This window comes from Paenibacillus sp. FSL R5-192, assembly GCF_000517845.1.
Lineage (GTDB): Bacteria > Bacillota > Bacilli > Paenibacillales > Paenibacillaceae > Paenibacillus > Paenibacillus amylolyticus.
Window position 1 is genome coordinate 1,070,581 of the sequence record NZ_ASPR01000014.1, and the last position, 13,243, is coordinate 1,083,823.

10 protein-coding genes are annotated in these 13,243 nt (G+C 44.6%); all 10 read left to right on the plus strand.

The genetic code is table 11. The features are described 5' to 3' along the window. Positions 1-55: 55 nt before the first annotated feature. The 10 genes from C161_RS13180 to C161_RS32350 all read left to right on the plus strand — a co-directional run bounded on the left by C161_RS13180 (position 56) and on the right by C161_RS32350 (position 13,242). Positions 56-1,348, plus strand: coding sequence for an amidohydrolase (locus tag C161_RS13180; protein WP_036608636.1), 1,293 nt, complete (start codon positions 56-58; stop codon positions 1,346-1,348). 192 nt (positions 1,349-1,540) lie between these two features. Continuing rightward, positions 1,541-2,578, plus strand: coding sequence for a dockerin type I domain-containing protein (locus C161_RS13185; RefSeq protein ID WP_036608633.1), 1,038 nt, complete (start codon positions 1,541-1,543; stop codon positions 2,576-2,578). A gap of 91 nt (positions 2,579-2,669) precedes the next feature. Then, positions 2,670-4,622, plus strand: a complete 1,953-nt coding sequence (locus C161_RS13190; protein ID WP_051447080.1) for an S-layer homology domain-containing protein — start codon at positions 2,670-2,672, stop codon at positions 4,620-4,622. A gap of 385 nt (positions 4,623-5,007) precedes the next feature. Further along, entirely contained in the window at positions 5,008-6,972 is a 1,965-nt protein-coding gene (locus C161_RS13195; protein ID WP_036608631.1) for an ABC transporter ATP-binding protein/permease, read from the plus strand. A gap of 29 nt (positions 6,973-7,001) precedes the next feature. Continuing rightward, entirely contained in the window at positions 7,002-7,670 is a 669-nt protein-coding gene (locus C161_RS13200) for a response regulator transcription factor (protein ID WP_036608628.1), read from the plus strand. Beyond that, the gene (locus C161_RS13205) at positions 7,667-9,010 is read left to right on the plus strand and encodes a sensor histidine kinase (RefSeq protein WP_084650159.1); all 1,344 of its coding nucleotides are present in this window, start codon (positions 7,667-7,669) and stop codon (positions 9,008-9,010) included. Before C161_RS13200 ends, C161_RS13205 begins: the two co-directional genes overlap by 4 nt. A gap of 216 nt (positions 9,011-9,226) precedes the next feature. Then, the gene (locus C161_RS13210; RefSeq protein WP_036608625.1) at positions 9,227-11,062 is read left to right on the plus strand and encodes a UbiD family decarboxylase; all 1,836 of its coding nucleotides are present in this window, start codon (positions 9,227-9,229) and stop codon (positions 11,060-11,062) included. A gap of 283 nt (positions 11,063-11,345) precedes the next feature. Further along, positions 11,346-12,431, plus strand: coding sequence for an HD-GYP domain-containing protein (locus C161_RS13215; RefSeq protein ID WP_036608620.1), 1,086 nt, complete (start codon positions 11,346-11,348; stop codon positions 12,429-12,431). Between the two features lie 161 nt (positions 12,432-12,592). Then, entirely contained in the window at positions 12,593-13,048 is a 456-nt protein-coding gene (locus C161_RS13220) for an SRPBCC family protein (RefSeq protein ID WP_036670657.1), read from the plus strand. Between the two features lie 32 nt (positions 13,049-13,080). Beyond that, positions 13,081-13,242, plus strand: coding sequence for a hypothetical protein (locus tag C161_RS32350; RefSeq protein ID WP_155985038.1), 162 nt, complete (start codon positions 13,081-13,083; stop codon positions 13,240-13,242). Position 13,243 lies beyond the last annotated feature (1 nt).

Here is a 13,243-nt window from a genome sequence, read left to right on the forward strand (position 1 = left end):
GCTTACCCTCGGATATGGAAGGAACCACAACCAATTCAGAGGAGCCGTGAATGTAATGAGTATACTGATTCAGCAAGCTACGATCCTAACGATGAAAGATGTCGATGCCCCCTTTACGGGGGATATTCGTGTTGAGGGTGATCGCATTACGCATATTGCTGAACACATTGTGCCTCACCCCCAAGATGAGATTATCGATGGACGCAATAAGGTTGCCATGCCAGGACTGATTAATGCCCACCAACATACACCGATGAGTCTGCTCCGGGGATTCTCGGATGATCTGAAGCTGATGGACTGGCTCGAACGCAAAATGCTGCCTGCTGAAGCACGGATGAACCCGGAAGACATCTATTGGGGTGCCAAGTTATCCATCGCCGAGATGATCCGTTCGGGTACCACTGCGTTTGCGGATATGTACATTCATATGAATGAGATTGCAGAAGCGGTTAAGCAAACGGGGATGCGGGCATCGCTTACACGTGGAATGGTATTCATGGAGGATGATGGGGGACGCAGATTGCAGGAGGCGATCGACCTTGTAGAGCGCTGGTCTGGAGCGGCCGATGGGCGGATAACAACCATGTATGGACCCCACTCACCCTATACATGTCCCATGGAGCAGCTACGTGAAGTCATTGCTCTGGCTGTCACAGAGGATATCCCGCTACATATTCATCTGGCTGAGACGAAGGAAGAAGTTGTGAAGATTCGTGAGCGCTATGGCATGACACCGACAGAGTATCTGGAAGAGGCGGGGATGTTCGAACAGGCACATGTGTTGCTTGCGCATGGTGTACACCTCAATCGCAGGGACATCGGCAGATTGAAGGGCATGCGCGGCGGTGTAGCACACAATCCAGTCAGCAATCTGAAGCTGGGGTGCGGAATTGCTCCAATTACCGAGATGTTGGCTCAGGGAATTAACGTGGGAATCGGAACGGATGGAGCGGGAAGTGCCACAACCGTCGATATGTTCGAGGAGATCAAAGCCGCGACCTGGCTGCAAAAGCTGGACTATGGCGATCCCACTCGCTTGCCAGCCAAGGACGTACTAAGCATGGCTACACGTGGAAGTGCTAGTCTGCTTGGTCTACTGGATGAAGTGGGTATGCTTGAGGTGGGGCACAAAGCTGATCTGATCCTGATCGATCTGGCGAAACCACATCTTCAACCGATACATGAGGTAGAATCGTTACTGGCTTACAGCGTAAATGGGGCGGACGTGGACACCACGATCGTGAATGGTCAGCTCCTCATGAGAGGCAGGAAGCTGCTCACGATCGATGAGGATGAACTTTACCGTGAGGTGAAGGTTAGAGCCAAAAGAATTGTTGAGGGAATTTAATTTTAGGTGAATTTGATCCAAACTGGAAAATGATTTGTGTTCAAAACGCTATGGAGGCTTACTCCATGGCGTTTTTTGTCGAATTTCAACTGGAAGTAGTTCTGTGGTCCTGTTCAGAATCGGTTCAGAATGGGTCGTTATACTGAGCATGTAGTTGTTCAAATTTGAAATGTATACGAGGAGGAACATGAATTGAAGGGGAAACAAAACAAAAAACGGCTTAAGCCGATATTGAAAAAAAGCATGTTGACTGCAATCGGGCTGGGCATTGCGTTGCCTATAGGTGGAGCGCTTCCTCAAGCTAACGCAGGTGAAATTGGCCCAGAGATTAACATTTCACGGCCTGTACTCAACGACGGCATCCATTGGTTAAATTATTCATCGGAACAAAACGATCCTTCTTTTGTGTCCGGTGTACCCATCGAGGTAATGAACAATAGAGTTAGAATTGATTTGAGTACCCATTTACGATCTGATGAGTTTAGTATGCTCACAGCCAACTCAAGTGATAACAGTATAGCTAGGGTGTATGTAGAAACGATAGAAAATGAAAATACATTGGTTGTTATTCCTTACAAGAGCGGCAAGATCAATATTGAATTGAAAGCTCAATATACTGTATCTGATGTACCGGAAACGGTTACGGATAACTTTGAACTTAACATTAGTAAAAAAGGGGATGTAAATGCAGACGGAAAAGTGAATTCTGCGGATGCAGCAGAACTTTTGACTTATCTTCGTAATATGGTCAGTCGCCGCGGTTATTCTTATGTAGAGATGAACCGAATGGACGTGGATCGTAATGCGGAACCCACTTTGGGGGATATGAATGCGTTGTTAAACGGATATGCCAATAAAACACTTGGCGCGAAAAACAATGATTATGTGTTGACCTTTCAACAAGTGGACGATGCGCCGTATGTGCTGAATGGTCAATTGAAGAATTACATGGAGAACACAATTGCCACAGATTATTATTTAATGGATGTTGATGGTGATGATATTGATTACATTAATACTCCTTCTTATCAGTGGTACCGCGCAACAGACCCTTCAGGAGAAGATATGGTTCCAATAGAAGGGGAGACACGAGAACAGCATACCGTTACATCTGAGGACGAAGGTTATTATCTTGTGCTCGAAGTGACTACTCATTCCACTTCGGATACGAATACGGAGCCTAGACGAGTATACATTGTTGGAAAAGAAAAAATACAACGCCCTGATTAATTCATATTTTTTAATTTAAATAACGAATAACAATATTTTTTCTATCGTCACCATACATTCTACCAATTGATACAGACATGGAGGCTAATACATGTTTCAACCGAAAAAGAAACGTCCAAGAATCAGAAGAACAATGTCAGGTCTCATCGCACTGACGCTACTCTCGTCTCTCGTATTCCCGAGTATAGCTGGGGCAGAACCGGCAGAACCATCACAGGTGCAATTTGCAAATGTTAGTGTACAGGCGGGGCAGACGGTTCATGTCCCTGTTACATTAAAGCAGTCCTATTCTCAGGTTAGCGCTTATAATATGCAGATTGATTATGATACATCTGCCCTAGAAGTTGTCCGTATCACGCCTAAATCTGTCAACGTCATCAGCACATCCCCAAATGAAGATGGTGTAGCAGACTTCCAGTACCAAATTAATAATGCGGAAGGCTGGGTACGGATCATCTGGGTTGATTTTACTGGGGGTGACCACTCAATTGTAGATGAAACCCAATTATTTGATATTGAGGTCAAAGCCAAAAGCAATGCGGCGCCTGGAACGAAACAGCTATCCGTAGATCAAACTGATTCAGAACATTGGCATTTTACAAATGTAGAACACAATAGTGGTGCTCAGTTGTCTGGTGGAACAATCACAATTACAGCAGCAAATTCAGGTGGCGACAATTCCGGTTCGACACCTACACCGAATCCTGGTAACTCTTCAGGTGGAGGAGGAGGAAGTGTATCACCAACTTCACCAGTCGTTACCCCAGTTCCATCGACTCCGGTGGTAACTAAAGGTGTAGACATCTATGTGAACGGTCAGAAACAGGAACAGTCTGCTACGGCCACCACATCAACGGTAAACAATCAGGTTACCACCACGGTTCATGTGGATAATGACAAAGTCATCAATCAGATTGGAAGTGGACTAAAAACGCTTCTGCTGCCTATTACAGGTACTGGCAAGGGTGCGGTCGTTGGTGAACTGAACGGCAAGTTGGTCAAAACAATGGAAGGAAGTAATGCCGAAGTTGTCATTCAGACTGATAGCGGTACGTACACACTTCCAGCTAACCAGATTCAAGTGGATCAGATTCTGAACCAATTCGGAAGCACGGTTCCATTGGAAGATATCACAATCCAAATCGCTATTGTGCCTAGTGCCACATCTAAACAAACAGCAATTCAGGCTGCAGCGGATAAGCTGGAGAACACAACGGTGATCGCAGCTCCGATTGATTTTGAAGTAAAAGCGATCTGGAATGGACAGCAAGTTAATGTAGATCGTTTCAACTCTTATGTAGAGCGCTCCATTACTTTGCCAGAAGGTGTCGATGGTTCAAAGATCACGACAGGAGTTGTGCTTCAGCCAGATGGCAGCCTTCTGCATGTACCGACCAAGGTTATCAAAGGTAACGTGCAAGATTCTGCTATTATTAACAGCTTGACGAACAGCACTTACGCCCTGATCTATCATCCGGCAACATTCAGCGATGTATCAAGTCACTGGAGTCGGGATGACGTACAGGATCTGGCATCCCGTCTGATCGTACAAGGCACCGGTGAGAACGTGTTTGCGCCAGACCGGAGTATTACACGGGCAGAGTTTACGGCTGTTCTGTTAAGAGGTTTGGGGCTGCACTCCCCGCGCAGTACAGAAGCGGCATCGTTCACAGATGTGAAGACTGGTAGCTGGTATGAGGATGAGGTTCAGACGGCTGTGTCCTACGGCCTAATCTCAGGTTATGCTGACGACAGCTTCCGTCCGAATAGCGAAATTTCTCGTGCTGAAGCGCTGACTATTGTGTCACGTGCGATGAAACTGGTCGGTCTGGCACAGGCCGACGCGTCAGAGACAACAAGTCTGCTTAGCACATATAGCGATAGCGCTAAAGTACAGGCTTGGGCAGCAGAGCCAGTTGCATCCGCGATTAAACAAGAGCTGGTACAAGGTGCTGATGGCAAACTGATGTCCGATGCAGACATTAGTCGTGCGCAGTCAGCCGCGATTGTGAAAAGGCTGCTGGCAAAAGCAGGATTAATCTAAACTTTATAAGTTGAACTAAAGATTATTTACACTGACACTACGACGACAGAATAACCTTCCAATCGCTGTTATCCCCAGATTTTTTGAATCCCTTTTCCAAAGGTGAAAATCCGGGGATAAAGGCGAACGCTTCGCTTTTTCAGGTTTTTTCTGTCTTCTCCGTTATCGTGTAAATGATTAGTTTAACTTATATTATCAAATGCAATAACGAAATAAGACTACCCGAGTCCTTATATCTAAGGATTCGGTTTTTTTGTATATAGTTCTTTTGAACAACCTCTTATAGGTGCACTGGTCCAGTTCATTATCAGTTCATACTGATTTGTTACGATATGAACATCAAATAGATAGATATCGTGCATGATCAGGAGAGGAAGAGATCCATATGAAAATACTAGAAGTTAAAAATGTGAAGAAATCATACACCTTATATGGAAAAGAAAGAGTTCCGGTACTCCACGGTTTGAACTTAAGTTTTGAGACAGGGGAATTTGTCTCCATCCTCGGCGAATCTGGCTGTGGTAAGTCGACACTGATGAATATCATTGGTGGCATGGACTCCGATTATGAAGGGGACGTCGTTGTTCGTGGCAAGAACTTAAGTGCCATGACAGAGAAGGAAATGGATGATTATCGGAAGAATAATATCGGCTTTGTCTTTCAAAATTTCAATCTGATCCCGCATCTGTCTGTCCTCGAAAATGTAACGATTGCGATGCAAATGACGGATACCAATGAGAAGGATCGCAACCAACGTGCTGTTGATATATTGACAGAGGTGGGACTGAAGGATCATCTGAACAAACGTCCCAACCAGTTATCTGGCGGTCAGAAGCAACGGGTTTCCATCGCACGGGCATTATCCAACAATCCGGATATTATTCTTGCAGATGAACCGACGGGTGCTCTGGATAGGGAAAACGGAGATCAAATCCTCGCTCTGCTCGACAGTATAGCCAAAAAGGGAATGCTGGTGATTGCCGTAACTCACTCGCAGAAAGTCGCTGACTCCGGTACACGGATTGTGAAGGTTGAAGAGGGGCGTATTAGTGATGATATTCACCTGAAAGATCCTTCTACGGCTGTTTACGAGAGTGGTCAGGATTCTTCCCGTAGCCTGAGCTTGCTTGCTTCATTCAAGATGGCACTTAAAAATATGAAACTCAACGGCAAGCGTAATGTTCTGGTCGCTTTGGGTGGATCTATAGGTATATTAAGTGTACTCCTGATGCTCTCCTTGGGGAATGGAATAACGACGTATATGAATGACGAAATCAATTCAAGTATGGACCCTTTGCTCGTGGATATAACAAAGCCGAGTGAAGAAGCCAAGGACATGCAAGGTCCCGAGGCCTTGATGGCACCAGGTGAACCGTTCACCGAAGCTGATGTAGAGACGATTCGCAATTTTCCTAATGTGGATCATGTAGAGACAATTACGACCATTACAGGCAAATCCACTATGGTGAATGAAAAACAAAGTGTAGGACTCACACAGTTAACAACGTTAACGGATGCTTTTGATCCAGCATTGATGACAACTGGTGTTCTGCCGGTAGAAAATCAGATGCTGTTACCTCTCGATACAGCGAAACAATTAAGCGGAGATGATCAAGCTGAAACCATGATCGGCAAGTCCGTGTTTTTATATATCAATGAGATGGATAGTAATAATAAACCAGTGACTTTGGAGAAAGAAGTAACAATCTCAGGGATCTACGAAGCGGCAGATCCGCAATCTCCAATGCAACAATCCCCGGGGTACATTTCATCAGAGACGCTGGAGCAAATGTATGCGGACGAAGGAATAACGATTGGGCCAATTCAAGTTAACGCCTATGCAACCGATATGAAATATGTAAATGATATCAATGAAGCTGCTGTAGACGCTGGTTTCGCAGGCTCCCAAATGGCCAAGGTCATGGAGAATATCACCACATATGTAAGTATGGCTTCCATTGTACTTGCGGGTATTGCAGGTATTTCGTTGATCGTATCCGGTATTATGATACTGGTAGTACTCTATATTAGTGTCGTGGAACGGACAAAGGAGATCGGAATTCTCCGAGCGATTGGAGCAAGAAAGAAAGATATCAAGCGAATATTCTTCTCCGAATCTGCCTTATTAGGCGTATTTAGTGGTATTATTGCGGTAATCTTTGCAGTGATCATTAGTTATGTATTAAACATTCTTTTGGACAATGCGTTTGGAGCTAAACTCATTAATCTCTCGGGATATTATATCTTGTTTGGTATCGTGGTAAGTACAGCGATTAGTATTGTTGCCGGTTTGATGCCATCATCAAAAGCGGCGAAGCTGGACCCGATGGAATCCTTACGATACGAATAAATATCAATTTTGGAAAGGATAATGGCTACATGAACACAATTCTGGTGGTGGACGATGATTCCCATATCCGTAAATTAATCCGAATCTATCTTGAAAAGAATCAATTTTCCGTGCTGGAAGCACCAGACGGTCAAGAGGCGTTAGATATCCTCTCGCACACGAAAGTTGATCTGGCGATTGTGGATGTGATGATGCCGCGAATAGACGGCATTGAACTGACGGAAGATATTCGGTCTTATCTGGATATTCCCATCCTGATGGTGACTGCCAAGGGAGAATCCAAGGACAAAGTCAGAGGATTTAATGCAGGATCAGACGATTACCTGGTTAAACCATTTGATCCTGTGGAGTTAATCTTGCGTGTAAAATCGTTACTGAAACGATATAACAAAAGTGCATCAAACATGATTCAGATCAGCGGTGTAACGATTGATTTGGGCAATCTGATGGTTGTTTCGGATGGACAATCTATCGAATTGAAAAAGAAGGAATGTGAATTGTTATTTTCTCTGGCGAGTTCGCCAGGGAAAATATTCACACGTACACAGCTTATAGATGACATATGGGGCATCGATTACGAAGGAGATGAGCGTACAGTTGATGTACATATCAAACGGTTAAGGGAACGTCTTGAACATGTTCCTGAGTTAGTGATCTCAACGATAAGAGGACTTGGATATCGGCTGGAGCGGGCATGAAAATGTTTAGGAAAAGCCTGCGACTTCGCATCGTAGCTACGTTTATCGGGATTGTTCTGGTGAGTTTGATTCTCTCCTTTATGATAAATAACGGGTCCCAGGAAAAGACACCGAATCGATTTATGGTTACTTTTGCTCAAGATCTCGCTACACTGATTAACCTGATCGATGATCCGGAAAAAGTACAATCAAGCTTAGGTATCTTTGCTCGCTACGGCTTAAATATCACTCCCGTGAATGAACAAAGTGAAGTGTTATCTTCCTTGCCAGAGGACAAAGTTCATTCGTTATTTGAGGCGGGTACAACGGATGCCATTTTTCTGTCCAGTAAAGATGGAGTCGCGACCATAGGTGTTCCTGGAACAAACGAGGGGATCGGCACATTTCTGATTCAAAGTGATTTCTCCTCTCTTTTTCATACACTGCGAAACACGCTCTTAACCTCACTATTAACAGTTCTGGTGATTGGCAGCTTATTAATCCTGTTCATGTCCGGGTACATTGTGAAACCGATTAAGAGATTAACGGTTGCAGCGAAGGAGATGTCATCAGGTGACCTGTCGGTTCGCTTGAAACATAATAATCAGGATGAGTTTGGCGAACTGATGGAGAGCTTTAATCATATGGCCAGTGAGTTGCAAAAAATCGATTCGGTTCGTGATGACTTTGTCAGCAACGTCTCTCATGAAATGCAATCTCCGCTCACATCAATTAGAGGATTTACCAGAGCACTACAAGATGGTGTTATTCCATTAGAAGAGCAGAAAGAGCATTTGGATATTATATATGAAGAAACGCTGCGCTTATCGAGGCTCAGTGATAATCTGCTTCGGCTAGCCTCGCTGGATTCAGAGCATCATCCGGTTCATTTCACCACATTCCAGGTAGATGAACAATTAAGAAGGGTGATCTTACTGGCAGAGCCGCAGTGGGCTCAGAAGGACATACAGATCGAATTGGATTTGTTGCCCTGCGAGATCACAGTGGACAAAGATTTGTTTGATCAGGTCTGGCAGAATTTAATAAACAATGCGATCAAATACACCGGTGCACAGGGTATCATTCATGTCGAAATTGAGACGTCATCTTCACATGTGAAGGTATTGATTAGAGATTCTGGACAAGGAATACCTGAGGAAGCACTCCCGTATATCTTTGATCGATTCTACATGGTGGACAAAGCGCGAAGCAGCTCGCTTCGAGGGAATGGATTGGGTTTGTCCATTGTCATTAAAATTTTGAAATTGCATCAATGTACAATTGATGTAGAGAGCGAAGTAGGAAAAGGTACACAGTTTATTGTCACGATCCCCAGATCGACCATTACACCTCCATCTTAAGGAAAGCCAGAAAATAGAGAGCAGCAATCTGGTAACAATCGGTTCCTGTGTGTTCAGGATTCAGATTGTTGCCAGATTGCTTATTTTGATATATGTATTCGCGACAAAATTTCACATATAGTTTTGTTTAGCAGTGGATCATTTGATAAAATAGAAGAGACGTTATGTGAATCTATGAACTTAATTAATTTATCATACACAGAATGGAGCCATCCAATGAAATATCGCAATATGGAAGATTGTATTAACGATCTGGAACAGCATGGTCATTTGATTCGGGTCAAAGAAGAGGTTGATCCTCATCTGGAGATGGCAGCGATCCACATGAAAGTGCACGAGGCTAAAGGCCCGGCGTTGTTATTCGAAAATGTAAAAGGCTCAAAGTTCCAGGCCGTATCCAATCTGTTCGGCACGGTGGAACGAAGCAAGTTCATGTTCCGCGGTACGCTGGAAGGCGTACAACGGGTCATGGCTGTTCGTGACGATCCCATGAAGGCGCTTAAGACGCCATTTCAGCATGTCCGCACAGGTCTTGCTGCGTGGCAGGCGCTGCCAAAACAGAAATCTATAAGCCTACCCGTGTCGGCGCAAGAGATTCAAATCTCGGACTTACCACTCATCAAACATTGGCCTATGGACGGTGGGGCATTTGTGACGCTACCACAGGTTTATTCGGAAGATCCGGACAAACCAGGAATCATGAATTCAAACTTGGGGATGTACCGGGTTCAACTGGATGGCAATGATTTTGAAATGAACAAGGAAATTGGGTTACACTATCAGATTCATCGCGGAATTGGTATACATCAAGCCAAAGCGGTCAAAAAGGGAGAACCACTGAAAGTGAGTATTTTCATTGGTGGTCCACCTGCACATACACTTTCAGCGGTTATGCCTTTGCCTGAAGGACTAAGTGAGATGACATTTGCCGGTCTGCTCGCTGGACGTCGCTTCCGGTACAGTTACAAGGACGGATATTGCATCAGTAATGATGCTGATTTTGTCATCACGGGTGATATCTACCCAGGTGAGACAAAACCCGAAGGGCCGTTCGGTGATCATCTGGGTTATTACAGTCTGACACATGAATTCCCGCTAATGCGTGTGCATAAAGTCTATGCCAAACCTAATGCCATCTGGCCGTTTACGGTTGTTGGTCGTCCACCGCAAGAGGATACGGCTTTTGGCGATTTGATTCATGAGATTACTGGAGACGCGATTAAACAGGAGATTCCAGGTGTTAAAGAAGTACATGCGGTCGATGCGGCAGGTGTCCATCCATTGCTGTTTGCAATCGGCAGTGAACGTTACACCCCATATCAGGCGGTGAAGCAGCCGACAGAGTTGCTTACGATTGCCAACCGTATTTTGGGTACGGGTCAGCTCAGTCTGGCGAAGTACCTGTTTATTACTGCTGAGGATCAGCAACCTCTGGATACCCACAAGGAAGTTGAATTCCTGACCTATATCTTGGAGCGTATGGATATGCAGCGGGATATTCATTTCCATACCCATACAACGATTGATACACTCGATTATTCGGGTACAGGACTGAACAGCGGAAGCAAGGTAGTTTTTGCAGCGTATGGCGACAAGGTTCGGGATCTGTGTGCGGAAGTTCCGGAGTCTTTGAAAAACATTCGTGGTTATGAGAATCCACAGCTCATCATGCCGGGTATCGTTTCGATCCAGACATCGGCCTTTACGAGTTATGCGGATATAGCACAGGAGATGCAAGCATTCACGTCTCTATTGAAAGAACAGGGAGGTCTGGACTCGTGTCCGATGATCATTCTATGTGACGACAGTTCGTTCCTGAGTGCTAACCTCAGCAACTTCTTATGGGCAACCTTTACTCGAAGCAACCCTTCACATGATATGTACGGGGTTAATAGCGGATATGACCACAAGCATTGGGGCTGTGATCAGGTGATTATTGATGCACGTACCAAACCCCATCAGGCACCACCGCTGATTCCCGATGCTTCGGTCGAGAAGAGCATTGAACGATTTTTTGTTAAAGGGGCTAGTCTGGGTTCGATCAAAATCTAATTTGAGATGTCTTGAAGAAGTTCAAACGGAGCGTTTGAACTTCGTTGGCTTACTCTGATACGGCGATGAGGCATAAAAGTGTGTAAAAGCTTAAAACCGGGACTAATTTGGATATTGGAGTGAGGATAAAGTCATAGGCGTTCGTATTTACCATTGTGATTAAGGTCGTTTGAACTATGTATGAATTGAAGAATTATAACGATATAAAGAAGTATAGGTATTTTTGTGGCCCCGTTCCGTTGGGTGCTGTTACTATAATGAATTGTTCAGGGGGAATACCGATTTGAGAATCCATATTATGAACCTGCAAGACGGAGACCGTCTAACTGCGGATACATTCAGCGATGCAGGATTACACGTTCTCGGGAAGGGAACTGTGATCAAAGGTGAGGATATCACCTTGCTTATGCAGCACCGTGTAGATTATGTAGATATTGAATCACGCGAAGAGGAAATCACTGAAGCAGAATTTTTTGCAGCAGCCGCAAAGCATGCTTCGGGGATAACTACGAAGGAAGAACCGCCTGAAGAAGAGCTGAAGTCCCAATTTATTCAGACTGTACATAATTATCAAAATGCTTTTCTCGAAGCTCTGACCGTTGGCAAGTTCAACGCCACCATGGTGGATGATGCACTGCAACCGATGGTTGAAGGACTGGATGAGCAAAAAGATGTCGTTCATCTCCTGATGATGCTGGAGCGGGATGACGTCAATAACTATACACATTCAATCCAGGTAGGATTGTTGTCATTCTACCTCGCGAATTGGCTTGGATATTCTCAGAAGGAGAGTTATCAGATTAGTCGCGGTGGTTATCTGCATGACATTGGAAAGTGCAAAGTTTCCCACCGGATTCGGAACAAAACAGAACCGTTGACGGCTGATGAGCAGCTTGAAATGCGGCGTCACACTATATATGGCCATGAAATTATCAAAAATTCGATGACGGATGAAGCGACAGCACTGGTTGCTCTGCAACATCACGAGCGGGAAGATGGGTCGGGTTATCCGATGCAACTTGAGAAAAGTGAAATTCATCCATATACACAGATTGTATCTGTAGCGGATATCTATATAGGCATGAGATCCGGGAACCACGGAGGAAGCAATCCAAATCTGATCAACAACCTTAGAGATATCTATGGAATGGGATTTGGTAAATTGAATGAAAAACCGGTTCAGGCATTGATGCAACATTTGCTTCCTAATTTCATCGGGAAACAGGTACTGCTCAGCAATGGAGAAAAAGGTGTTATTGTCATGAACAATACGTCCGATATTTTCAAACCACTCATCAAAGTGGAGTCTGAAGAATATCGCGATCTCTCCAAAGAGCGTACGCTTGCCATTGATGAATTGCTTATTTAATCTAAATATGATCTGTATTCCTTACTTATATTGAGGACGGGCCTCCTGTACGAAGACAGGGGACCCGTTTTTTGTTATATCATCCTAGATGTGTTGTTCGACCAAGGAAGCAAGCGTATACTTTGCAAAGACCTTATTTTTCCTGCCAAGGAGCGATCGCTATGATTGAAGTGACAACCGAGATTACGATACATGCCTCGATTGAACGATGCTTTGACTATGCCCGGGATATTGATTTACATACTCAGACCGTCTGGCAACATACAAGAGAGCGAGCAGTTGCAGGAGTAACCACAGGAAGAATTGGAGCAGGGGATACCGTTACATTTCAGGCTACTCATTTTGGGGTCAGACAGAAGTTGAAGTCCCGAATTGTGCAGTTTGAACGACCTTACCTCTTTGTGGATCAGATGGAGAAAGGGGCTTTCAAGAGCATGCGACATGAACATCATTTCAGCGTAATTGGGGATCAGATGACTTGCATGAGAGACACACTTCGATTCGAAGCTCCACTTGGATTACTGGGATGGGCAACGGAGCGACTTGTGCTGAAGAGATACATGCAGGCATTTCTGGAGGATCGTAATCGTGAGCTCAAAGATATGCTTGAGCAGTAGCCAGAATTGAATGGATAGAGGAGAGAAGACGTTTGATGGATAATGAATATTTTGTAGGTTGGGGCACACTTGCCTTGATTAATGCCGGACTGGCTCAGGGAAAAAACAGAAGTGGTCGGAACTGGTTTCTGATTTCCCTGTTATTTGGTCCGTTGGCAACCCTCTTTATTGTGGTGTGGAATAAACTGGACTAAT